Here is a 25,455-nt window from a genome sequence, read left to right on the forward strand (position 1 = left end):
ATATATTCTTCTTTAATCATAAACTAGAGCCAATACCATTTCCATACTAAAAAAATACTTTTATGCATGCCCCCACCCTTTTCAATTAAAAAAGTTGCTGCCCGCCAGATTGGGAATGCAGCAACTTTTTTCGGTAAAATTCGGGCGGTACCACCATTAAAAAGATTTCTCAAGTATATCCATTGCCAGTTCCAATTCTTTTTCAGTAATAGTTAATGGCGGGGCAAGGGTTAGTACATTCCCCTGTGATACCTTAAAGCTTAATCCCTTTTCCATGCATTTATACATGATTCGTTCGGCTTCGGAAACGGCCTTCGCTTTTGTCTTACGGTTAAGAACCAGCTCCACCCCATATAGCAAACCGATTCCGCGGACATCCCCAATCAGTTCAAATCGGTTTTGCATGGCCAACAAACGAGTTTTCATATATTCCCCTAAGGAGTTTGCTCGCTCTAGCAAACGGAAGTCCTCGATATACTGGAGGGTGGCGAGTGCGGCCGCACAGCCAAGGGAGCTTTTTTCATGTGTAAAGTGTCCCAAAGCAATATCCCCGGCAACATCTAAATCCTCGCGGGCAAGCATCGCTGCCATTGGAAATACCCCTCCACCAAGTCCTTTGCCAAGCAGGACAATATCTGGAAGGACCCCATAATTTTCAAAGGCAAACATTTCCCCTGTTCGGCCCAGTGCCGTTGGTATTTCGTCATAAATCAACAATACTCCATGGGTATCACATATTTGTCTTAATCGTTGATGATATTCCTTTGGTGGTATTTGTACATCTGTGCACCTGATCGGTTCAAGGATAATTGCACCTATATCCCCTTCGCGCTCCATAACATACTCAAGATAATCCAGCCCCTTCTCATTGCTGGCATTACGATCCCCGAAAAAACATCTATAGGAATTATACGGCATCACCTGTAGAGTTCCTGGCATAAGCGGACCCATTCCATTGCGAAAAATAGCTTCGCCGCCGACAGATATCGCATCCAAACTAGCTCCATGAAAGGAATCCCACATTGAAATGGTCTTAAACTTTCCGGTTGCCTTACGGACGAGCTTCAAAGCCATACTTACAGCAGATGCCCCGCCTGGCGCTAAAAGTACTTTATTTAAATGTCCCGGAGCAAGTTCCACCAGTTTTCTTGCCAGTTGAATGGCTGTGTTGTTCGTGTATCGGCGCGGGGAAAAAGGTAGAACATCCAACTGATCCTTGACCGCCTTGATCACGTACTGATTTCCATACCCAACCTGGTGAACGCTGTTCCCATGAAAATCCATATATTTTCTTCCATCAATATCTTCAAGGTAAATCCCGTAGCTTTTTTCAATCACATTTAAGCAAGGGGTGGAAAGCGACTGGTGCAGATAAAATTCGGAATCCTCTTCTAAAAGTTGAAAGGCTTGCTCACTTAGATGGCGCTCCTGCCATTCTTTACGATTTTGAGATAAATTAATATCTCCTTCTGTTCTTAATAGCTCTGAATCAAGGTTTCTCATATTTGCCACTCCTTGATAACACCACCTTTGTAACAAAGCTTTTTTAAGGACACTTCTTTGAATTCACTGCTTGTTTTGTCCTTTCAGATTCCTTTTAAGAAAACTTCTCTTGATTTGGCGACTAGATTGGTCCTTCCAGCTTCAATAGAAGGACACTTCCCTTGGTTTCACTACTTGTTTTGTCCTTCCAGACCTTGTAGAAGGACTCCTTCTTTGATTTCAATACTGGTTTTGTCCTTCCAGACCCGATAGAACGACACTTTCCTTGGTTTCACAACTGGTTTTGTCCTTCCAGACCTTGTAGTAGGACTCCTTCTTTGATTTCAATACTGGTTTTGTCCTTCCAGACCCGATAGAACGACACTTTCCTTGGTTTCACAACTGGTTTTGTCCTTCCAGACCCGATAGAAGGACACTTTCTTTGATTTCACTACTGGTTTTGTCCTTCAAAAGCCTACTTTATTGATCAATAGGTACCTCTAAAGAATCGACAATTCCCACAATCGCTGCATCAATGGGGGTGCCCTTTTCGCCCATCAATTTTTGTGCGGGTGTCCCCTGCGTAATAATGACAAATTCACCAATTCCGGCACCAATTCGGTCCATCGCAATGATGACATTTCCCTCAGGTTGTTTTTCCACATTTATGGGCTGAACAATGAGAAGTTTGATGTTTTCCATTCCCTTTTCCTTTTGAATCGCCCAGATACTCCCTTCAACCCTCGCTAGCCGCACTCTACATCATCCTTTACCGATATACTTGATGGTCAATTTTTTCTCCTTTAACAAATCCTTTGCCAAAGGGGAAATAATAACGCCTTTTGGAAGGGTAAGGATATGATTTGGGAATTCCTGCTGGGCCTTAATCCATTCGGGGGTGAGAAGTTTTTTCGTGAAGGTCAAACCTCCATCATCTGCATGATTTATTTCTTCCGTTTTAGCAGCTGGCGACTTTGCCAGGCGATCACCGAATTTATCAATTACCGCATCTGCTAACTCCATTTGCGGCAAAAACTCTATACCTAGCTCCTTCAACCCTTCCACATAGGATTCAAACCGTTTCCGGTAAGGTCCTGGTAAAGAAAGTGCTTTTAAACAACGGCGGTCGGCTCTCTTAATTCCAGGGGTATCATCCCCAACAATAAGAAACTTTTCCAAGATAATCGCCGAAAAAATCAATTCAGCTTTAATTGTACCTTTTAAGCCGGTTACGATTCTCGCTGCATTATCCAAATCAATTTCCGGAATAACGATTCCATCGTATTCCTGCGGCAGTTCGATCGCAGCAGGAGAATATTCATCAGCCGCGATAATTCGATCAGAACCGCTTGACTCAATTCGCTGCATCCCCAGCCAGGAAGAAGTTTCACCATCTAAAAATAACAAGTCATACCCGATTTTATGGTTCTTTAATTTAATAAACTGATCAGCAAACGGCTCATGTGCCGAACTATCACAAAAAACGAATAACACTTTCCCGATCTGCTCTTTTTCCTTTTCGACTTTCATCGATTGGACAACTTCCTTCACAACCGACTCAATCATCACTCGAATATCGATGCTCCTCACCTCCCTTGCCAATTAAACTGATCATTTTTTCCAATGATTTTAACAAGGTCACCCGTTTTTAAACCCGCCGCATTCCCCTCGTCGAGATCTACATGGAAATCCCTACGATAAGAAGGATTCACACGAACAACCACATCCGAAAAAATAATCCGCCGGTCTCCGACGGTTTCGAGCAATAGTCGATCCCCCTGCTCCACATTGAATTCTTTTGCATCATCAGGCGAAAGATGAACATGGCGTTTCGCAACAATTACCCCTTTTTCCATCACCACACATCCTTTTGGACCAACAAGGGTCAGTCCGGGTGTGCCTTCAATCGAACCGGATAAGCGGACAGGGGGATGGACTCCTAATTGAAATCCATCGGTTATGGAAATTTCCACCTGTGTTTCTCCCCTAGCAGGTCCAAGAATTCTTACATTTTGGATAATCCCCTTTGGACCCAGTAAGGTAACCTGCTCCTTGGCAGCAAATTGACCCGGCTGTGATAACTCCCGAAACGGTGTTAACAAATAACCGTTTCCAAATAAGGCCTCCAGATCTGCCAATGATAAATGGACATGCCGGTTAGATACGCCTACAGGAATTAAAGGGCTTTCAGCCATTTCATCCACAGACGCTGCCTTTTTAATCCTGTGCTGTTGCTTTACAACAATCCGTCTTTCGCGAAGAAAATCCCTGGCAGAAGGGGTAAGTTTTTCCCCCTCGCCAAGGGTGAAAGGATTAGGAATCCCATTTTTCAGCATGGCTCTAAGTTTGGATTCCGTAATAATCGTCATCGTCTATCCTTCCAATTTCGGAAGAATCAACTCAATATCCGAATGCGGGCGTGGAATTACATGGACTGAAACCAATTCGCCGACACTTTCTGCTGCAGCAGCTCCAGCATCTACGGAAGCTTTTACCGCTCCAACATCTCCGCGAACCATAACGGTCACAAGCCCGCCTCCGGCATGAACCTTTCCAATTAATCTTACATTTGCTGCCTTTGCCATCGCATCAGCTGCCTCAACAGCCCCAACCAAACCCTTTGTTTCAATCATTCCTAATGCTTCTCCACTCATTGTTTATTCCTCCTCATTTAAAATTTAATTCTTTTAAAATACTCTTTACGATTTCCATAACCTCAGCTTTAGAAATAAGCGTCTCATTGTTTGTAACTGTTTGCTGTGAACCTGAAGTCACTGCTGGGGCTTCATTTTTCATCTCCCTAATACCAAAGGCAATCCGTTTTATATTCAATAAATGCTCAGGACCAATATTGTCAGACGAAATATTGTTTCCGTAGGTCCCACAGCCAAGTGTCATCGATGGTGAAATACCGGTTGTCGCACCGATTCCACCAAATGTCGTCCCTGAATTTACGACAACACGCGAGACGTTTTGTGAAAGACTAAAGCTTTCAACAATTTGTTTATCTTCACAATGAATCCCCATCGTATGCCCTAAACCACCGAGTTCTAATAATTCATTACACACTTTACCTGCCTCGGAACAGCCTTCAACCGTATAAAAAGCAAGAATTGGAGAAAGCTTTTCAAGAGAAAACGGGTATGCTTTACCAACCTTGGCCTCCTCTGCCACTAGCAATCTTGTATCCTCTGAAATGAGTATTCCCGCCAATTGTGCTAATTCTTGCGGGGATTTTCCAACAATCGCCGGATTCAAACTTCCATTCTTCAAAATAAGCTCTTCTAGCTTTTTCTTTTCATAGTCATCAAGGAAATACGCTCCTTGTTTTTCTAGAACCGCTTTAACCTTTCGTTTAACGGACCCGTCCACCACTAGTGCCTGTTCTGAGGCGCAGATGATTCCATAATCAAAGGTTTTACTCTGAACAATTTGACTGACTGCTTTCCCAATATTTGCACTTGAGTGGATATACACTGGTACATTCCCGGGTCCAACTCCATAGGCAGGTTTCCCTGAGCTATAGGCTGCCTTTACCATACCCGGACCACCCGTCGCTAAAATCAAATCAGTCAGTGTATGATTCATGACTTCCTGGACCGAAGATAGCGTCGGGTTTGAAATACAGGAAATGGCTCCATCGGGTGCACCTGCTGCCACTGCTGCTTCCTTCATCACCTTTACCGCTTCATTCGTACATTTTGCTGCAGAAGGATGCGGGCTAAAAACGATGGCATTTCTTGATTTCATTGCAATCAAAGCTTTAAATATCACAGTTGAAGTTGGGTTTGTCGAAGGAATAACCGCTGCAATCGTGCCCACTGGTTCAGCCACTTCCCAAACCTGCTTCTCCTCGTTACGGGCAATGATTCCCACTGTTTTCTTATCTTTTATCGATTCATACACTTCATTCGCTGCAAAAAGGTTTTTGACCCTCTTATCCTCAACCTTTCCATACCCTGTTTCTTCCACCGCTAATGCCGCAAGCCTGCCTGCTTCCCTGATGGCCGCTTGGGCCATTCTGTGAACAATTTGATCCACTTGGTCCTGTGTCAAAGTGCCAAGCGTTTTCTGTGCTTGTTTCGCTTGCTCGAGATTTCGTCTCCCCTCTTGCATCGATTCCAGATCCTGATCCAAGTACATCAATTGTCGCCACCTTTCTCAGCTAGGAACCTGCTAATCTGTTTTACTAAATCCTCTTTTTTAGCCGAAGAAATTTCTTGGAGTGATAAAGGAAAACCTTCGTATGAATTAGCAAATTCTCTTAGCTCTTGAAGACTAGTTTTAGTCCATTCCTTTGGTTTTTCTTGGTCTATATTTTTTACTACTTTAGGCTCTGACGGTTCCGATTTTTCCTCGGCTTTCTTTAATAGCGACGGAAAAAGCATTTGAATGATATGGTCATCTGGTCTGGCAATGACATGAGAATGACGTAGTTGACCAACCCTTTTGGCAGCTTCTGTCCCAACCTCGACAGCTGATTTTACGCTTGCGACATCGCCGATGATGTAAATAGTCACTATACCCGAATCTGCTCCCTGGTAGGTGACAACCCTTACATCCGCTGCCTTTGAAGCAGCATCTGCCGCAGCAATCAGTGCCGGAAAGCCTATTGTTTCGATCATCCCCAGTGCATAGGCATGTTTTTGCAATCCATTCACCTCTTCACCTTTTGGCTTTTTATAGAATCATTCCACCAAAGGCCTATAGTTTAAAAACTTCACTTAATCATCACCATTTGCCAGGCGCAGATTAATTTTCGGAATGAGTTTATCTAATTCACCAATACTATCAAGCACATAATGAGCACCTGCGTCTTTAAAACGCTTCGCCACACCCTCCATCTTATCTGCCAATAAATCCGGATCCATTGAATTGACTTCTTCTTCCTTTAAACCTAGTTCACTTCCGCCTTTAATCACACCAACGCTCCAAGCCCCAGCATTGACGCCTTCTTTAATATCACTAACCGTATCTCCAACCTTGATAATATGTTTCATTGGGAATACCCCTAAATTCATAGCATTTAAGTAACACATCCATGGATACGGGCGTCCTGCCTGTGCATCATCAGGTGTAAACAGGTAATCTGGAGCATAGCCTTTTTTCTTTGCTTCAGGGGCAACAACCGCCATCATTTCCGATGTATAACCGGTTGTCGACCCAATTTTTATTCCCTTCTGTCTTAGTCTTCCGACTAAATCCAGTGCCCCTGGGATTGGTGTGCAATAATTGCGGAGGCTTGCGAACAGCATTGGTTCAAAATCGGCATATAAATCATCGACATCCTTATCCGTTGGTACTTTGCCGAATTTTACGTTCCACAATTGGGCAATCCGGTCCATATCGCACATGGCGCGAATATGATCCCATTTTAAAAGCCCCATTGGTGCCCGTGCCTCCTCATCCGTTACTTCGATTCCTCTTTTTCTAAAAATCTCTAAAAATACATTCAATGGCGCAAAACAGCCATAGTCCACTGTGGTTCCTGCCCAATCAAAAATAACTGCTTCAATTTGGGGAGATGGATTACTCAAAAGACGAACCTCCTTTATAAGGTGAAACTCAATCAGTGGGGGGTACCTTTCATCCCCTACTGATTGTTAGTTGAACCAATCGTGATTTTACGGCAGTTGATCCCCCACTTAGCTTATTAGTTCCCTCAAAGATTTGAATGGGGGGTCTTACTGCCCGTTAATTCGGGATCAACAACCAATACGATCGTCTTCGTCACGTAGATGTGCAAAAGGAAAAATAAATTATTGGTTGGTAGTTCTTTATTAAAGGCAGGCATTTAAAATTATTTTTATGTAATACCTGCCTTGTGACTAGTTATAGATTGTTATGCTTGGATCGTTGTTTCTTCTTCAACGCTTTCGGTAACGATTTCAATTTCTTCGTGAATATAGATGCCGCGTTTTTTCAGTTCTTCAAAAATGACGGTTGGTTCAAATGCTTCTTCCGGAATAAGTACACCTGTTTTTTCAACCAATCCTTTAGCAATTAACTCGGTCGCAATTGCCATTGGAATTCCGACATTGCGGGTATACGCACGTAATTTTTCCCATCCTTTAACAGAACCGTCACTAGCAGGATGCGTATGGTATAAAATATGGCGTTTCCGTATTCCATCCTTTTTCCCAACGGCTTCAATATGCAGCGAATATCCGTACAGCTCTGTTTCTTGGCCTTCTTTTGATTGAAGGAGATACTCACCTATTACATCCATGACACCAACCTCTTGACCGTTGATTTCAACCTTTGGGTTGCGCATAATTCCGTAATCATAGAGGGCACGAACTAATTGCATGTTCTGTTTTGGCCAGGTTCCCCGCACTTCAATCAGCTCTACACCTTTATTCGCAAGCGCTTTTGCTAGGGTACGAGTTTCTGAATGCGGAATAATATATTGAATGGTTTCGCCATAAGGCTCTGGAAGCTGAATTTTTCTTGGTCTTGCGAAAGGAGGGACTTGAACGAATTCGCCTTTTTCAAAAACGATTCGTCCAGGAAGGTCTGGGTCGTATTCGTAGGTGGTGGTTTCGGTAATCGATTTTGAAAATGCAATTGGACGGAAAGAGCCATGGCTTACTCGCACTGTTTCTACCTCATCTAATTGGTTGGCAGCGTGCATCGCCATCATTTGTGTAACACCCGGGGTCATTCCAAAACCGGGAACTGCGGTTCGATTATGTTTCTTAAAGATTTCGGAAAATTCATCCTCTGCTCCAAAGCCGTTTAAATTGATTCCATGGCAGCCGGCTTCTGCAATAGAGGCAGTAGAAAGGCCGTTTAATGTGATCGTAGTTCCATCCATGACAATATCGTAGCCTTTCAATTGTTTAACTGTTTCCTCATGGTTAAATACATTTACCTTTACAAAATTCACTCGGGGGTCATTCAGTTCCTTTACTAAATCAAGGCCTAGTTCCTCATTAAAGTCACCAATGGTAATGACATCAAAATCAGAATGCTCGACAAGATCCAAAACGGCTTCCCGGCAAATTCTCCCTGCTCCACCCAAACAAAAGACTTTCATTTTTTCGCCCCCTGAAGATTTAAAATATTCACTCAATTATTGAGTTGATTTGATTGTATCATAAAATATTTGGATTGTCTTGGTTTTAATTGTTATTTTTAATTTTTTTTCATTCGATTTTACTTGGTTTTGATTTGTTGTTTCAGTTGAGTTTTTTAAATTGAAAAACGGCAGATTCTAGTATTCTAGAATCTGCCGTTTCTTTTATCCTGAACTTCGATGGTAGCCGTGTTTTTCCTCTTCTTTTTCCATAGTCATTAGATGACGATGTTCAATTACCTGGCTTATTTTTGCTAGGATAAAAGTAATTAGGACCGAAGCAAAAACCAAGCCATAAAAACCAGCCCCTATACCAATCCCAACACCACCTGCAAAAAAAATCATCGCCGCAGATGTTAAACCTTTAACCTGCAATCCATCCTTTAAAATCAAGCCAGCCCCCAAAAAGCCAAGCCCGGAAACAATTTGCGCTGTCAGCCTCATCGGATCCATACGATTATTGGGGTTAGAGCTGCCAAAAACCTCCACACTATAAATGGAAACGAGTGTAATGAGTGTACATGAAACGGAAACATAGGTAAAAGTTTTTAAACCCGCTGGCTTATTTTTGGCACTGCGGTCCCAGCCAATAAACATCCCAAGGAGGGCGCTAATCACTAAACGAAGATAAATCTCAATATTTTTAAAAAGATGCTCTTCGTAAAAGACTCCCAAATGCTCCATTCTAATCCTCCTTTTCAGGGAGCTCGTTTGCCAATGGTTTAGAGAGTCTATTGATCATTTATTTCTTGTCGGCAACTAGCCATTTTACATGATTTTCTTTTAATAGATATTCCCATTCCTGTGGGTGTTCTTTATCAGAAATGATGATATCAATATCCTGCAAATCAGCCATCTTATAATGAGTCCGTTTGCCCACTTTGGAATGGTCAATCAGGACAATTGATTTGCTGGAATGATCAATTAACTTTCTCGTTACCATTCCTTTAGAAGAATCAAAGCTGGTAATTCCGGTTTCTTTTGTTAAACCGTCGGCTGAGATAAAATATTTATCTACATATAGATTTTCCAGCATTTCGATCGTAAAGCTCCCCGTTACACGATGATGAGTGGTGTTTATCTCCCCGCCAAGCATGATAATCTTACCTGTGAAAATATTTTGCTGGTGCAAGTCGATTAACACCGATAGAGCCGAAATTGAGGTAGTAAAAATCGTTAAATTCCTCTTTTTACGCAAGTTTTTAACGAGCTGCAGCGGTGTGCTTCCGTCATCAATCGCAATGACGTCATTATCAGTAATTAAGCTTGCTGCGTACTCTCCGATTCGTTGTTTGGCTTCAGAGTGGGTCACCTCTCTTTCTACAGTTGGAGGCTCCTCATTAAAAAAGGATATATTGATTGCCCCGCCATAAACCTTTTTTAATTTTTCTTCCTGCTGTAACTCATCTAAATATTTACGAATGGTTTCAGTTGAAACTTCCAATATTTCTGCCAATTCATTAACTTTAACTTTGCCGCTGATTTCAAGGAGTTCAAGTATTTTCCTTTTTCTTTCTTCCCCAGCTAATGACAACTCATTCACCCCACGATATAAATATCCACTATAATTTTACTATAACATTGGAAAAAGATTGAATGATTTTGATTATTTATTTGCTAAAACAAAATTATAGTGAAAAACAGATCGATTTTGGGTGATTAATTCTTAGAAACAGCGTCGAGCCAAAAGCTGCTTTGTTCGATTGCTTGTAATAAACCCTCAATATCCTTCTGATGAACGTTTCCGATATTCCCAATCCGGAAGGTATCTAAGGCTGAAACCTTTCCAGGATAAATCACGAATCCTTTTTCTTTTAACCTTTGATAGAACACTTTAAAGTTGAACTTTTCAGACTCCGGATAATAAAAGGAAGTAATGATTGGAGATTGCAATTCTCCAGGAAGGATTGGCTCAAATTGAAGCTTTTTCATTCCTTCGGAGAGAACCATTTGATTATTCTTATACCTGCTTGCTCTAATTTTGATTCCGCCTTCAACCTCTAACTCTTTTAAGGCTTGAGCAAAGGCACGAACAACATGCGTCGGCGAAGTAAAGCGCCACTTCCCATTTTGTTCCTCCATCGTTTTCCATTGATCATATAAATCTAAAGAAACAGACCTGGCATTATTTTTACACTTCTCAAATTCATCCTTTTTGACAATCGCAAACCCGAATCCAGGGACACCTTCAATACATTTATTGGCACTGCTGATGAGGTAATCAATATTAAGCGAGGCGATATCCATTTCAACACCGCCGAAGCTGCTCATCGCATCGACAATAAACACGCGGTTGTATCGTTTAACAATTTCACTTACTTTTTCAATTGGATTCAGCATGCCTGTTGTGGTTTCGCAATGAACGATCGCCACATGGGAAATCTTCGAATCATTTTCCAGCTCATTTGTTAAACGATTTAAATCAAGAGCCTCCACCTCACCGCTTTCTAAAACAACAGTATTTATCCCAAGCGTTTTAGCGATTTTAACGATTCGGCTTCCATAGACTCCGTTTGCAATGACCAATAATTTTCCGTCCCGAGGTAAAACCGTACCAATAACGGATTCTACACTAAAGGTCCCGCTTCCCTGCATTAATACTGCTGAATACTGATCAATTGATTCGGTTGCAAGCCCAACAAGCCTTTTTCGGATGTCTTGGACAATATTATTGTAGTCGTCATCCCATGTACACCAGTCCTTCATCATCGCAAGTTTTACTGTATCCGTCGTAGTTAAGGGACCCGGGGTCAGCAATAAGTATGGGTTGTTTGTGAAATCATTTTTATTCATTCGTATATTCTCCTTTAAAAATATTATTTAGGGTCAAGGTTTCTTTATTTATTAGCCGCCTTTGTGAGCAATGGTTTCGATTGTTTTCTTGGCTTATTTTTTTCTTTATCACTCATGGTTTTCATAAGACTCACACAAATAAGGGACATGACTCCGAGAAGCATCAAATAAATGGAAGCCGGAATCCAGGAACCATGGAAAGCGGTGACCAATGATGTAGCAATCAATGGGGCGGTACCGCCAAAGATGGCAGCTCCAAGCTGATAGCCCATTGAAATACCGGTATAGCGAACTTCTGCACGAAACATTTCTGAAAACATGGTACCTAAAACTGAGGTGATGATCGACCAGATGGCATATCCGATCATAACGGCAATGGTTAATAAGAGGATTGATTTTTTTGAAAGCAAAAAGAAGTAAGGCATGGAAAATAAAATGACACTGATTGTCCCGATAACGAATATTTTTTTTCGTCCAAACCGGTCAGACAAATGTCCCATGGTGGGAATCATGACCAAGGAAATCAGTGTGCCAATGGTTACAGCATTTAAAACAGGGCCTTCAGGCATCTTCAGTGTATTGGTGGCGTAAGAAATTCCAAAGGTTGCAAAGATATAAAAGGGTGCGGTCTCGATGGCCTTTGCACCAGTTGTTAAGATCACTTCTTTCCAGTGATTTTTAAAGGTATCCGCAATCGGTAATTTGGAGACGTTTCCTTCATCTTTTGCCTTTTGGAAATCCGGTGTCTCTTCTAAACCATTCCGAATCCACAAGCCAAGAATAACAAGTAATAGGCTTGCGACAAACGGAACTCTCCAGCCCCATGCCAGGAACTGTGCATCCGGCAGTAATCTCATTAAAGAGATGGTAGCCGTGGCTAATATCATCCCGACTGCTGCGCCCATCATTGGTACACTGCCGGCAAACCCGCGCTTCTTTTTCTCGGAATATTCCACTGCTAAAAGGACAGCGCCTCCCCATTCACCGCCGACGGCAATCCCTTGAATGAGCCTCAGTGCAACAAGTAATATCGGAGCCCATGCACCGATATTTTCATAGACCGGTAATACTCCAATAAGCGCAGTGCTTATTCCCATGATTCCAAGGGTTAAAACTAATGATTTTTTCCTCCCAAGCCGATCACCGATATGACTGAAGATTACTCCTCCAAGCGGTCGGAAGAAGTAAGGAATTCCAAACGATGCTAATGCAATCAGAAGCCCTACCGTCGGATCGAAGTTTGGAAAAAAAAGTTTGTTAAACACAAGTGCAGCTACTGTACCATAGAGAAGGTAATCATAATATTCGATTGAACTCCCTATCAAACTAGCAACTAATGCTTTTACCCTCACCTTCTTTGAATGAACTTTTGTCGTCATATACAACCTCCTGTTTTTCTGGGACTAAGCTACGTCTGCAAACGCTTTCGTTACGTATCTTGTAAATAAGAATACCATGTTTTCAGATAATTGTGAATAGTTTTTTAGATATTTAGTTTGTTTTTATTTGTTTTTATTGGTACTTTTTAAGAAATAGGCCCTAGTATTTCAATTTTTTTGGTTTTCTTTATGCCTTCAAGCGTTTTGGACTTGGCGTATCCTTTGAAGACCATTTCTTCAGTGAACATTATGAGTTTTGGTCTTCATCCCTCCTTTGAAGACCATTTCCACTGCGGGCCTCTTGAGTTTTGGTCTTCATCCCGTCTTTGAAGACCATTTCTTCAGCGAACATTATAAGCTTTGGTCTTCATCCCTCTTTTGAAGACCATTTCTTCAGCGAACAATATGAGTTTTGGTCTTCATCCCTCTTTTGAAGACCATTTCCACTGCGGACCTCTTGAGTTTTGGTCTTCATCCCGTCTTTGAAGACCATTTCTTCAGCGAACATTATGAGCTTTGGTCCTCATCCCTCTTTTGAAGACCATTTCCACTGCGGGCCTCTTGAGCTTTGGTCTTCATCCCTCCTTTGAAGACCATTTCTTCCGCGAACATTATGAGTTTTGGTCTTCATCCCTCTTTTGAAGACCATTTCTTCAGCGAACAATATGAGTTTTGGTCTTCATCCCTCTCTTGAAGACCATTTCCACTGCGGGCCTCTTGAGTTTTGGTCTTCATCCCTCTTTTGAAGACCATTTCCACTGCGGACCTCTTGAGTTTTGGTCTTCATCCCGTCTTTGAAGACCATTTCTTCAGCGAACAATATGAGTTTTGGTCTTCATCCCTCTTTTGAAGACCATTTCCACTGCGGACCTCTTGAGTTTTGGTCTTCATCCCGTCTTTGAAGACCATTTCTTCTGTGGGCCTCCTTAGTTTTAGTCTTCATCCCAACTATGAAGACCATTTCTACCGAGATCTTTAAAAGTTTTAGCCTTCATGCCTGACTATGCACCAACAAAGATGGGTAGCAAAGCAAAATATAAAAAAATTAGATGTAGAGGTTCTCTACATCTACAAGATTTTTATTACCGCTGCTGCCAGGCTTGCGTTCGTTTTCTAATTTTCTTGGTAGCAAATTCATAAGCGACCCGAACAAAAATATTCGTGAGAACAATGATGAAAGACATGGCAGCGGCTGGAGCGGTGTCCCCCGCATCTGTCATATTCACAATTGAGATCGATGCAAGCTTCGTATCTGCAGTGTAAAGGAAAATGACCGCCGAGATTGTAGTCATTGAGTTAACAAACAGATAAATTCCAATCTCCAAAATTGCAGGAATCGACATAGGAACCGTTACATTGAAAAAAGTTTTATAAAACGGAATATTCATTGATTCAGAAACCGGCTCAAATTCCTTGTCTAATTTTTTCAAAGCCGTTGTTGCCGTAATGAGATTGACCGAATAAAAATGGATAATATTCGCTATGATGATGATCATAAATGTTCCATATAGGGATTGAAACGGATTAACAATCGTCAACCCCCAAAAATTAAATTCCGGTTTATTAAAGAAAAAGATATACGCTAACCCAATAACAAGTCCAGGCAATGCCAGCGGTAAAATCGATAAAAAGTAACTTACCTGCCTCGTTACCTTCATAAACCGCGTTTTTTCAATGAGATATGCCCCAAAGAAAATGACCATCGTACCAATAATAGCGGTAATAAGCGATACGTAAAGGCTATTAAAATAAGGCTCAAGCCCATTCCCTGCGACATTTTTAAAAGTTAAATGCTCAAGCGTCAAAGAAAAATTGTATGGCCAGACCTTCACAAGGGAAGCAGCAATGATAGCACCGATTAAGGATAAAACACCCAAGGAAATCAGAAGGCAATATACAAAGTAAGTCCTGTCACGCCATGGATTTTTCTTAATTTTATAGGAAACGGATTTTGAAGAAAAGGAAGCACTTTGTTTCCTTTGCATCATTCGGTCAGCAAGAAACGCGATCAATGCCGGAATGATTAAAATAATCCCAACGGTTGAACCCATGCTTAAATTCTGCTGTCCGACCACTTGCTTATAAATATCCGTTGCAAGCACATTGTATTGGGCCCCGACCACCTTTGGCGCGCCAAAATCGGTAAAGCTTAAAATAAAGGCTACAAAAAAGGCACTAACCAAACCATATTTAATACTTGGTATCGTTACCGTAAAAAACTTTTTCATTTTCCCGGACCCAAGCGTCTCGGCTGCCTCGTATAGTCTGTAATCTGTTACAGATATCGCCACCATCAAAATTAAAAACGCTTGCGGGAATGTATAGATGACTTCAGAGATGACAATTCCCACAGGGCCATATAAATGGATATCAATTCCTAAAGCCGTTCCAAATATTTTTTCAAAAAATCCAAAAAAACCGGTAGTGAATGCCCCTTTATTCCCAAATAAATATATCAGTGCAATCCCATGCATCATCGTAGGGGCAAACAAAGGGAGAAAAGCGATATATTTAAAAAATCCTTTCCAGCGGATTTGCGTCCGAGTTAATGCATAAGCATAAAAAAACGCCAGCACTACCGAGATTACTCCGGTTATAATCGAAATAAATAAGGTATTGTACATAGACTGAACGAGAGATGGGGTTTGAAAATAATGGACAAAATTGACAAACCCGGCATAGGCACCGTTTTTATCCTTTAGCGCTTCAAAAAATAACTGAATTAACGGCAGGACAATTCCAATGATTAGTCCTAAAAGCATCAAGACAATTAAGGATTTATGAAACCATTCCGTCTTACCGGTCTTTTGACGGATTTTCTTTCGATGTACATTAGATTGTACCGGAACCTCTGTTGGATTTATTACCTGTTCCTCACTAATCAACTAGATCACCTCAACATTCTTTTCCACCTCTACCCGATTGTCAGATTAACGGTACCGTTCAGGCGTATGTAACGAGATGGTTTTGCGGCAGCTCCGCATTCAAAACACTTTCTTTATCAATATTTAGCTTTTTAATTACTGAAGCGGGAACATCGACGGCTAGTAATCCGTCAGCAACCAGATAGTTCGGATCGGTAATGTCCAAGAATAACCGATAAAAAGCCCCGCGAAATTCCATTGCTTTTACAATCGTTTGGATACTATTTGTTGAGACAGTTTCTGAAATTTGAATATGTTCTGGCCGAATGGCAGCGGTTGTTCCTTCATGGGCCAGCATATTGACTGTCCCGATGAAATCCGCTACAAATGGAGTTTTCGGATTTTCATAGATTTCCTGCGGTGTTCCGATTTGCTCCAATCTTGCGTTGTTCATTACGACAATTTTATCCGCCATTGTCAATGCTTCGTCTTGATCATGCGTTACCATAATGGTGGTGATTCCCAGCTTTTCTTGTAATTTACGAATCTCAATTCGCAATTTTAGTCGAACCTTTGCATCAAGTGCTGATAATGGTTCATCTAAGAGCAGGAATGTTGGTGATAACGCTAGCGCTCTTGCTAAGGCAATCCGCTGCTGCTGCCCCCCCGATAATTGCGCCGGATAACGGTCCTTAATATGCTCTAAATGAACAAGAGAAAGTGCTTCACGAACTTTTTCGTCGATTACTTTTTTCGATAACTTCTTGTTTTTTAAACCATAGGCAATATTTTGATAGGCCGTCAAATTGGGAAATAAGGCATAGGATTGAAAAACAATTCCAAAATTTCTTTTTGAAGGAGGAGATGAAGTAATATCCTTTCCCTCTAATAAAATTTTCGAACCAAAATTTGGTTCCTCGAGGCCGGCAATAATCCGCAGTAACGTCGTTTTCCCACAGCCGCTCGGCCCTAATAAACAGACAAATTCCTTTTTGCTAACGGAAAAATTAACATGGTCAAGCGCAACAAATTTCCCGAAGGTTTTCGTTACATTTTGAATACCTAGTAGCTGTTCCATCAAAAGTCCCCTTTCCCTATTACGTTCATATCGGAAAAGAAAACTTCGCAAAGTGTATGAAAAATCCAACCATGCAAAGTTTTCTTTCCTTTTTTAGATGGTATTGTTTATTACACTTTACTCTTCTTTTGGTTCACTCTTCGAATCGTAACGTTTCGTCCATTCTGCTAAAATAGCCTCACGTTGTTTTCCAGCCCATTGGAAGTCGTTTTTAATTAATTGTTTATATAGTAGATCTTGAGGATAACCATTTGGCAGCGGGTTACCTAAGTCTTCTGAGACAACGGCAAAGTTTTTATTCACCAGCTGCAAGAAATCCTTTGTTGTTACCCAATCCATAAAGGTTTTAGCTGCCTTTTTGATTTTTGGCTTCTTGATGAGTGCGGTTGCTTCCATTTCCCAACCTGAACCTTCTTTAGGGAATACCACTTCGACTGGTGCACCTGACTCTTTTTCTTTAAAGCTTGGGTAGTCAAATGAAATCCCGATTGGAAATTCTCCCTCTCCTGCTTGTTTCGCCGGCTTGGAACCGGAATGGGTATAAATACCGATATTCTCATGGAGCTTATTCATATAATCCCAGGCTTGGTCTTCACCCATTAACTGTAATAGTGCTGAGACCGTTAAAAATCCAGTACCACTTGAAGCCGGATTTGGCATGGAAATGAGTCCTTTATATTTTGGATCTAACAGATCTTGATAGGATTGTGGAATTGGCAAGCCTTTTTTCTTTAATTCAACGGTATTAACTGCAAAAGTAGCCATATATCCATCCATTCCGACCCAGTGTACAGGATTTGCTGTATCCTTAAAGGTCGGCATAATTTGGTCGATATTTTTCGGGTTATATGCTTCTAGCAAACCAGCCTCATCGAGTGGAATTAAGCTGGTGATTCCTTGGCCCCAGACCACATCGGCAACAGGATTATCTTTTTCCGCTAACAGCTTCGCAGCAATAATACCGGTTGAGTCCCTGACCAGCTTTACCTCAATATTTGGATGGACCTTATTGAATAACTCGATATAGGCAGGAATCTGATTATCTTCAATCGCCGTGTAAACTGTTATTACCTCCTTTTTCCCTCCTGACGAACTTTTCGAACTGCATCCGGCAGCAAAAATGGAGAAAATCAGAATAGCAGTCATAAGTAAGGCCAATTTTTTCATTGATACAACCCCTTTTTAATTTTTTTGTTTCCAAGAGAAGTGCACCCATTATTGGGAAAATGAAGGATCTGGAAGAAATGAGTTTTTTAGATGAATGGTTTCGTGATTGGGATTCATGCAGTGGTTGGAATTACTTGATTTCTTCAGGTAGACAGAAGGTGTGAGCGTTTACAAATTCCTACTAAAATCTTAACCTGGTGCGTCAAATTGCCTAATTTTTGTTAGTTTGCTAAACACGTTCATCCCTCTTTCTATTAATAGATGTTTAAATATTCTTAATATTTAAAATAAATATAAAACGAAAAACAAGTAATTGCAACACATTTTATTTGTTTTTCCTTTTTTCTTTTTGTTCTGTCATACTTTTTCTGCTCTATTAATAATTTAATAGGTATTGTCCAGATACTAAGTGAACTCCTTGGAGGGACAAAATCTACTGGAATTCTAAAAAAATGTCCTTCCTGCTACACCGGAGGGACAAAATCCGCTTGATATCTATAAAAATGTCCTTCCAGCAACTCTGGAAGGACAAAATCTACTGGAAATCTAAAAAAATGTCCTTCCTGCTACACCGGAGGGACAAAATCCGCTTGATACCTATAAAAACGTCCTTCCTGCTAATAATGAGCAAAGTGCCAGGCACCATGTGAATTTTTCACATAGCGCCTGGCACTTTCTACTCTATTATGATTAATTCCTCAAAAAACCGCCTTCTGAATGGATGACCTGGCCGGTTATCCATTCTGCTTCTTTTGATGCCAGAAAGGCGACTATTTGGGCCGCATCCTCGGGATGGCCAATCCGTCCCATTAAAAATTTCCCTGCTAGTTCCGCTTTTAAATCTTCTGTCATCCAACCCGTATCAGTTGGACCAGGGTTTACGGCATTCACGGTAATTCCCTTTGGTGCTAACTCTGCAGACAGGGTGATTGTAAAGGCAGAAATAGCACCTTTCGTCGCAGCATAAGCCAACTCACCGGGCATCGGTCCTAATCCTTGACCGGATGTAATGTTAATTATCCGGCCAAAAGACTTATCATTCAGTTCGAAATGTCGGGCAAATTCGCAGCAAAGCAGGAAGGTACTTCTCATGTTCACTGCATAGTGCTCATCAAGACATTTTGCAGTTAAGCTCTTATACCCATCCCTCTCAGAATGCGCCGCATTATTAACGAGAATGGTCGGGCATCCTAGTTCATCCAGGACACTGTCCATCATTTCACAAGCAGCATTTGATTTTGCTAAATCAATCTCCTTATGTTTACAGGTGACTCCCAACCCACGCATTTCTTCCTGAAACCTAGTTGTCCAATCCCGGGCTGCTCTCCAATGAGTAAAAAATAGATCGGCCCCGCCAGTGGCAAGCTTACGGCAAATCGCAGCACCAATGCCCAATTCGTGACTTACTCCCGTAACAATAGCAATTTGGCCTTTTAGTTTTGACATAACAAACCTCCTCTTTAAAAAATAACAGGCCCGCTTTAACTATAGCGAGCCAAAACAATCTTATACCCACCACATAGAAGATGGTTTTTCTTCAATCAAAACAGCTTTTAAGTTGCGAACAGCCCGCCTGAATCCCTCTTCAATGGACATTAATGGATCTTCATGTTCAATACTGACAACATAATCATAACCAAATGTTCTTAGTGAACTCATCAAGTCGGACCAATCCTGCAGACTGTGACCGCAGCCAACTGAGCGGAAGGACCAGGCCCTTGTCTGCACACTTCCATACGATTGCATATCAGTAAGACCGTACATATTGACATTTTCCTGATCAATATACGTATCTTTTGCATGAAAATGATGAATGGCCTTTTCTTTGCCAAGGATTTTAATCGCGGCAACCGGATCAATCCCCTGCCACCACAAATGACTCGGATCCAAATTCGCACCAATCGCTTCACAGGTGTATTCCCTTAGCTTTAACAGCGTATAGGGGGTATGGACGAGAAAACCGCCATGGAGCTCAAGACCAATTTTCACCTTCCGATCCTCAGCAAATTTCCCCCATTCCTTCCAATAGGGGATAAGCTTTTCTTCCCATTGCCATTTTAATACTTCACCATATTCATTTGGCCACGGGGCAACTGGCCAGTTTGGATATTTTGCACCTTCATGGTCACCGGCAGTTCCAGAAAAACAATTCACAACGGGAACCCCCATTAATTCTGCTAGTTGTACGGTCTTTACATACGTTTCATGTGATGTTTTAGCAAATTCCCTATCAGGCGAGAGCGGATTACCGTGACAGCTAAAGGCACTAATCGTTAAGCCTCGTTTATCAATCTCTTTCAGATAGTCTTCACGCTTCCCCTTGCTTTCAAGCAACCCATCAAGGTCGCAATGGGCGTTACCTGGATAGTTCCCGGTCCCAATTTCTACTGCATTTAGTCCAGAATCTTTCACATAATCAAGCATTTCTTCAAATTTCTTTTCGGCAAACAATACCGTAAATACACCAAGCTGCATACTGTACTCACTACCTTTCGATTAAAAATGAATCCTGCCCTAAATCTGACTGCTCCTATAAATCTCTTCTATTACTTGGGATACTCTAACTGCTTGCTCAGGTTTTACCACCAGCTCAGCGTGCCCAAGGCAGGCCGCAACAAAATTCTCTGCTTGAGGGAGATCTGGCTTATCTTCTCCAGGAATCCAAACAGCTTGACTATTAAACAACATACCATGTTTGGCATAGTTCAAACGAAGAGGAAAAACTTCTAAGCCACCTTTGTCACCTGATATGCTGATATTTTCAACGACATCTTCTTTAATATTATTCGACCATGATGTTTCAAAAAGCATTGAAGCTCCGTTTGCAAATTTGATATAGGCAGAAACATGATCATCGACATTGAAGGTTTGATGATCAAAAGAACCCCACTGGTTTACCTGTCCAGCAGTTTTACTTAAAGCATTATATGTAGTCCCGGAAACCTCTATCGGTTCTACATCCCCCATTAACCAAAGTGCTAAATCAAGGAGATGACAGCCATAATCGATTAAGCTGCCGCCCCCCTGTAATTCTTTATTGGTAAAAACACCCCAGCCCGGCACTTTACGGCGGCGTAATGCCTGAACGCGAACTACAAGAGGGTTGCCAATTTCACCTGCTTCGATGATATTTTTAGCAGCGAGAGCTTCTTTCATAAAACGGTAATGATAGGCGACAGCTAAAACCTTTCCTGATTTTTTTGCTGCTGATTCCATTTGCTGGCATTCTGTAACGGTCAGCGCCATTGGTTTTTCACATAGGACGTGCTTTCCAGCCTCAAGAGCTGCAATGGCAATTTCTGCATGGAACTTATTTGGTGTACAAATTACAATAACATCAACATCGTCAAACAGTTCTTGATAGGATGGATACACTTTAAAACTATTAAACTGCGAAGCAATCTGTTCGGCTCGTGCATGATCAACATCATAGACTCCCTCAATCGTGGTCGATTCACTTAATTGTAGGAAGGTTGGGATATGGCGGGTGACCGCAATTCCACCGGTACCGACAATCCCAATTCGTAGTTTACTCATCTAAAACACCTCATTTAGCCACGGACTTTGTGCCAGGCTTCACAATTTGTTTCGTTTCATTCGATTCAAGGGCAGCTAAAATGACTTGTAAAGATTTCATCCCTTCCTCACCCGAGATCACCGGCTCTGTATCATTTACTATACTGGTAACAAAATTCTCGATTACGTGTGAACTACCCTGTCCACCTTCCTCATTTGATTGGATTTTCCCAAGTTCATATTTAACGTTTTCCCCATTCTTATACTGAACAATCAATGAGAAAATAGGATCCTCCTCCAATCTAAGAATCGCATTTTCTCCATAGATAATGGTTGAATTTTCTTCCTTCGACACATAGGACCAGCTTGCTGCGAGTGTACCGACGATTCCCGATTCTGTTTTCAAAATACAAACCGCATTATCGTCAACATCACTATTCGTTTTTGCGCTGGTTTCGACAAATGAGGCGACCTCAACGATTTCCTCGCCAAGTAAATAGCGGATTAAATCCGTTTTATGGACACCGAGATCACCCATCGCACCAATAAATGCCTGTTCTTTTTTGAAAAACCAGCTGCGCGCTCCATCTGCACTCCATTTTTCCGGACCTGGATGGCCGAATGCCGTTCTAAAGCTGTAGATTTTTCCAACTTCCCCGGTCTCTATTAGTTTTCTGGCCTTTACATGTGAAGGAACAAAACGTTGATTATGAGCGATCATTAGTTTTTTTCCGTTAGACTTTGCTGCTTCAATCATTGCTAACGCTTCTGCTTGTGAGGTAGCCATTGGCTTTTCACAAAGAACATGTTTGCCTGCATTTAATGCAGCGATTGAAATCGGAGCATGCAGGTAATTGGGGGTGCAAACGGATACAGCATCAATCTCCGCTTCTAAAAGCAATTCCTCAAAATTACTAAAAACCCTCGCCCCAAATTGGCCACCTATTTCTTCTGCCCTTTCCTTGACAATGTCACACACTGCAACAATCTGAACCTTTGAATTGGCAGCGTATTCCGGTAAATGACGGTGCCTGGCAATACTTCCGCAACCAATAACGGCAATTCTTAATTTACTCATTTGCTTTCCTCCTCTTTCGTTATTTTACTGAAATCGTTTCTAATGGCTTGGCATTCCCATAAACAGGTCGATTTCGTTTCATCGGCTCTGCCCATTTCACCGCATTGGTGATCACTTTTTGAATATCAGGATGATGGTAGGTTGGGTAGGTTTCATGACCAGGTCGAAAATAAAAAATCCTGCCGTTCCCTCGATGATAGGTGCAGCCGCTGCGGAATACCTCCCCGCCTTCGAACCAGCTGACGAAAACTAATTGATCTGGCGCGGGGATATCAAAATGCTCCCCATACATTTCTTCTTTTTCAAGTTCGATTGTTTCCCCTAGACCATCTACGATGGGATGGCTTGGGTCGACCACCCAGATTCGTTCCTTATCATCCGCTTCCCGCCACTTTAAATCGCAGGAGGTACCCATTAATTTTTTGAAAATCTTTGAGAAATGACCGGAATGTAGGATAATTAAGCCCATTCCATCCAAAACCCGTTGATGCACCTTTTCGACAATTTCATCGGATACTTCATGATGGGCAAGATGCCCCCACCAAACAAGGACATCCGTGCTCCCTAGAACCTCAACCGTTAAACCATTTTCTGGTTCATCCAATGTAGCGGTTTTTACATCAAAACCAGCACCAGTTAAGAATCCGGCAATTGCCCCATGAATCCCTTGTGGATAAATTTCCTTCACAACCGGATTTTTTTGCTCATGGCGATTTTCATTCCAAACTGTCACATTCACCATTCTATTCATCTCCTAATCTACTATTCTTTCACAGATCCACTCGTTAGCCCTGAAACAATTCTCCTTTGGAAAACAAGGACCATGATGACTAGTGGAATGGTTACAATCACTGTTGCAGCGGCAATCTCTCCCCATGGAATCGTAAACTGCCCTTGGAACATCGCAATTCCTATTGGGACTGTTTTGTATTTTTCATCCGTATTGATGGTAAGCGCAAATAAAAACTCATTCCAGGCTGCGATAAAGACAAGGATGGCGGTTGTAAAGATTCCTGGTACCGCGAGCGGCATGATCACTTTCCAAAAAGTTTGCATTAAAGAAGCACCGTCAATTTTAGCTGCCTCCTCCAGATCCAGCGGTATCTTTCTAAAAAAAGTCACCAGAATCCAAATGGAAAGTGGAAGTGTAAATGTAGTATACGGAATAATTAACCCTAAATAAGAGTTTGTAAGACCAACGTTTTTTAAAAAAATATAGATTGGTGAAATGGTTGCGATTTGCGGAAACATGGATACGGACAAAACAATTCCAAGGATTACGGTTTTTCCTTTAAACTGCAGCCTGGCAATCGCATAGGCGGCAAATGAAGCCACACTAATGGTATAAACGGTTGTAACGGTTGCCACAACGGTACTGTTCCATAAATAATGTAAAAATGGGTGCTTGGCAAAAACAGATATGTAATTCTCCAATGTCGGGTGTGTCGTGTAGGGAGTAAATGCTTTGTCGCCAAATAACTCTGATGGCGGTTTTACGGAGCTGATCAGCATCCATAAAAATGGAAACATGACAACAAATACAAACCCAATTAGAAACACATAAAAGAATGGACTCGCTTTTTTCTCCATGTTAAACTTCCTCCCTTAAAATTTGCTGTTCAAGTAAATCTCCCTTACCTGTCATTTAATAAATCCCTGCCTAAAAACTTGATATAAACCATCGAAATAATCGCTACGCAAATAAATACAATGACAGAGAGGGCTGAACCGTGACCAAAATTCGTTTGAGAGAACATGACTTTATAAGCGAGAATCGAAATCGTTTCTGTAGAGTTAGCAGGCCCACCGCCGGTAAGAACATACACTAAGTCAAAAACACGGAATGCATCGAGCGTTCTAAACAAAAGAGCAACAAGAATACTAGACTTTAACAGTGGTAAAGTAATTTTGAAAAACTGCTTCCATCTTCCAGCCCCATCAATCGAAGCTGCTTCGTAGAGGGATGACGGAATTGTCTGTAAGCCTGCCAATAGCAGCAAAGCCATATAAGGAGTGGTCTTCCATACATCTGAAAAAATCACGGAAAACATCGCTCCTGTATCGGTTACAAGCAGCTTTTCCATTTTATCTACCAACCCGAAGGCTTCAAAAAGTTTTGCAACGATGCCATTTTGACCATCATATAAAAACTTCCACATGAGAGCAGATACCGCAGTTGGAATCGCCCATGGGATCAAAATACTAGCGCGAATGAGCCCTCTTCCAAAAAACGCTTTATTAATCAAAAGGGCAATGGCAAGTCCTAAGACTAATTCCACAAAAACAGAAATGACGGTAAAGGTAGTTGTATTTCCCATTGCCTTCCACATGCGTGGACTTGTTAAATCATCCTTATAATGTTTTAAGCCGATAAAATTCGGTTCAATGATTGCATCCCCATACCCTGAGGCTAAACCAAGGAGTTTTTTCTCTTGTGTGAAATTTACAGTTTTTGAGATTTTGAGTAGCTCACTGCTGACGGATTTAGCTGTTTTATTCAACTCTTCGGCCGTTCTCTGGTCAATCTTGGCTAAACTAAGCTCGCTTGGAACTTGCTCAAAATTCATGAGTTTATCATTTACAGTTTTATATTGCTTTTTGAGGTTGGAATCACTTTGGAGTTTTTGGTCTAGTTTTTGCAGGTTTTCTTTAATGGCTGTAAGTTTATCGGAAGCATTTCCTTTCGTAATTTCAGTATTAAGTGCCCCAATAAAAAATGGAAAGTTATTTAGATATCGTTCAAGATCCACCTGATAACTTAAATGTACTTCTGATTTAGCAGGATTGTTTAATTTTAAATCAAACAAGCTGAAATAAAAGGATTGGATTACTGGCCAGATGGCGATTATAAAAATTAAAATCATAGCAGGTGCAACGAGATAATAGCCCGCTGTTTTTTCTGTAAACATGCCTTTCCGTTTCTTTGATGATGCAACTGATTTTATCGCTGGTTTATTTTGGGATTCAGGATTCATTCTCAGGGCCTATCCCTCCTTTGGCTTTTTGAGGAAAGGGATTAG

Annotated in this window: 23 protein-coding genes; all 23 read right to left on the minus strand. The window is 41.4% G+C overall.

Translation table 11 applies throughout. The features are described 5' to 3' along the window. Positions 1-156: 156 nt before the first annotated feature. Positions 157-1,503 carry a (R)-1-hydroxy-2-aminoethylphosphonate ammonia-lyase gene (gene pbfA, locus RCG21_RS19695; RefSeq protein ID WP_133335181.1) on the minus strand — a complete coding sequence of 449 codons (1,347 nt, stop codon included), beginning with the start codon at positions 1,501-1,503 and terminating at the stop codon, positions 157-159. A gap of 459 nt (positions 1,504-1,962) precedes the next feature. Then, the gene (locus RCG21_RS19700) at positions 1,963-2,238 is read right to left on the minus strand and encodes a EutN/CcmL family microcompartment protein (protein ID WP_308913669.1); all 276 of its coding nucleotides are present in this window, start codon (positions 2,236-2,238) and stop codon (positions 1,963-1,965) included. A gap of 6 nt (positions 2,239-2,244) precedes the next feature. Beyond that, positions 2,245-3,048: a hypothetical protein gene (locus tag RCG21_RS19705; protein WP_308914285.1), complete on the minus strand. Its 804-nt coding sequence runs from the start codon at positions 3,046-3,048 to the stop codon at positions 2,245-2,247. A gap of 20 nt (positions 3,049-3,068) precedes the next feature. After that, positions 3,069-3,851 carry a phosphate propanoyltransferase gene (gene pduL / locus RCG21_RS19710; RefSeq protein WP_308913670.1) on the minus strand — a complete coding sequence of 261 codons (783 nt, stop codon included), beginning with the start codon at positions 3,849-3,851 and terminating at the stop codon, positions 3,069-3,071. 3 nt (positions 3,852-3,854) lie between these two features. Then, the gene (locus RCG21_RS19715; RefSeq protein WP_026576311.1) at positions 3,855-4,136 is read right to left on the minus strand and encodes a BMC domain-containing protein; all 282 of its coding nucleotides are present in this window, start codon (positions 4,134-4,136) and stop codon (positions 3,855-3,857) included. 13 nt (positions 4,137-4,149) lie between these two features. Continuing rightward, positions 4,150-5,625 carry an acetaldehyde dehydrogenase (acetylating) gene (locus RCG21_RS19720; RefSeq protein WP_133335175.1) on the minus strand — a complete coding sequence of 492 codons (1,476 nt, stop codon included), beginning with the start codon at positions 5,623-5,625 and terminating at the stop codon, positions 4,150-4,152. Further along, entirely contained in the window at positions 5,625-6,134 is a 510-nt protein-coding gene (locus tag RCG21_RS19725; RefSeq protein ID WP_308913671.1) for a BMC domain-containing protein, read from the minus strand. Before RCG21_RS19725 ends, RCG21_RS19720 begins: the two co-directional genes overlap by 1 nt. 72 nt (positions 6,135-6,206) lie before the next feature. Beyond that, positions 6,207-6,998 (minus strand): phosphonoacetaldehyde hydrolase, encoded by a 792-nt coding sequence (gene phnX / locus RCG21_RS19730; RefSeq protein ID WP_308914286.1) that lies wholly within the window; start codon positions 6,996-6,998, stop codon positions 6,207-6,209. Positions 6,999-7,324: 326 nt separating this feature from the next. After that, a complete protein-coding gene (locus RCG21_RS19735; RefSeq protein WP_133335171.1) occupies positions 7,325-8,521 on the minus strand; it encodes a saccharopine dehydrogenase family protein in 1,197 nt (398 codons plus the stop codon). 204 nt (positions 8,522-8,725) lie between these two features. After that, entirely contained in the window at positions 8,726-9,244 is a 519-nt protein-coding gene (locus RCG21_RS19740; protein WP_133335169.1) for an MgtC/SapB family protein, read from the minus strand. Between the two features lie 58 nt (positions 9,245-9,302). Beyond that, the gene (locus tag RCG21_RS19745) at positions 9,303-10,094 is read right to left on the minus strand and encodes a DeoR/GlpR family DNA-binding transcription regulator (protein ID WP_133335167.1); all 792 of its coding nucleotides are present in this window, start codon (positions 10,092-10,094) and stop codon (positions 9,303-9,305) included. 125 nt (positions 10,095-10,219) lie between these two features. Then, a complete protein-coding gene (gene phnW / locus RCG21_RS19750; RefSeq protein WP_133335165.1) occupies positions 10,220-11,353 on the minus strand; it encodes a 2-aminoethylphosphonate--pyruvate transaminase in 1,134 nt (377 codons plus the stop codon). 44 nt (positions 11,354-11,397) lie between these two features. Further along, positions 11,398-12,732: an MFS transporter gene (locus tag RCG21_RS19755; protein WP_133335163.1), complete on the minus strand. Its 1,335-nt coding sequence runs from the start codon at positions 12,730-12,732 to the stop codon at positions 11,398-11,400. A 1,082-nt stretch (positions 12,733-13,814) separates the two neighbouring features. Next, positions 13,815-15,596, minus strand: coding sequence for a putative 2-aminoethylphosphonate ABC transporter permease subunit (locus RCG21_RS19760; RefSeq protein ID WP_235824821.1), 1,782 nt, complete (start codon positions 15,594-15,596; stop codon positions 13,815-13,817). A 79-nt stretch (positions 15,597-15,675) separates the two neighbouring features. After that, entirely contained in the window at positions 15,676-16,674 is a 999-nt protein-coding gene (locus tag RCG21_RS19765; protein ID WP_308913672.1) for an ATP-binding cassette domain-containing protein, read from the minus strand. Positions 16,675-16,791: 117 nt separating this feature from the next. Next, the gene (locus RCG21_RS19770) at positions 16,792-17,841 is read right to left on the minus strand and encodes a putative 2-aminoethylphosphonate ABC transporter substrate-binding protein (RefSeq protein ID WP_308913673.1); all 1,050 of its coding nucleotides are present in this window, start codon (positions 17,839-17,841) and stop codon (positions 16,792-16,794) included. A 690-nt stretch (positions 17,842-18,531) separates the two neighbouring features. Further along, positions 18,532-19,287 carry an SDR family oxidoreductase gene (locus RCG21_RS19775; RefSeq protein WP_308913674.1) on the minus strand — a complete coding sequence of 252 codons (756 nt, stop codon included), beginning with the start codon at positions 19,285-19,287 and terminating at the stop codon, positions 18,532-18,534. Positions 19,288-19,347: 60 nt separating this feature from the next. Then, positions 19,348-20,316 carry a sugar phosphate isomerase/epimerase family protein gene (locus RCG21_RS19780; protein ID WP_308913675.1) on the minus strand — a complete coding sequence of 323 codons (969 nt, stop codon included), beginning with the start codon at positions 20,314-20,316 and terminating at the stop codon, positions 19,348-19,350. A 39-nt stretch (positions 20,317-20,355) separates the two neighbouring features. Then, on the minus strand, positions 20,356-21,378 hold the full coding sequence (locus tag RCG21_RS19785) for a Gfo/Idh/MocA family protein (protein WP_308913676.1): 1,023 nt from the start codon (positions 21,376-21,378) through the stop codon (positions 20,356-20,358). Positions 21,379-21,388: 10 nt separating this feature from the next. Next, complete coding sequence (locus RCG21_RS19790; protein WP_308913677.1) at positions 21,389-22,435, minus strand: Gfo/Idh/MocA family protein; 1,047 nt, start codon at positions 22,433-22,435, stop codon at positions 21,389-21,391. Positions 22,436-22,454: 19 nt separating this feature from the next. Beyond that, the gene (locus tag RCG21_RS19795) at positions 22,455-23,177 is read right to left on the minus strand and encodes a ThuA domain-containing protein (protein ID WP_133335151.1); all 723 of its coding nucleotides are present in this window, start codon (positions 23,175-23,177) and stop codon (positions 22,455-22,457) included. A 20-nt stretch (positions 23,178-23,197) separates the two neighbouring features. Continuing rightward, positions 23,198-24,025: a carbohydrate ABC transporter permease gene (locus tag RCG21_RS19800; protein WP_308913678.1), complete on the minus strand. Its 828-nt coding sequence runs from the start codon at positions 24,023-24,025 to the stop codon at positions 23,198-23,200. Positions 24,026-24,069: 44 nt separating this feature from the next. Further along, on the minus strand, positions 24,070-25,344 hold the full coding sequence (locus RCG21_RS19805) for an ABC transporter permease subunit (RefSeq protein WP_133335573.1): 1,275 nt from the start codon (positions 25,342-25,344) through the stop codon (positions 24,070-24,072). Positions 25,345-25,455 lie beyond the last annotated feature (111 nt).

Origin of the sequence: Bacillus salipaludis (assembly GCF_030938565.1) — a bacterium.
In the GTDB taxonomy this organism is placed as follows: domain Bacteria; phylum Bacillota; class Bacilli; order Bacillales; family Cytobacillaceae; genus Neobacillus; species Neobacillus salipaludis_A.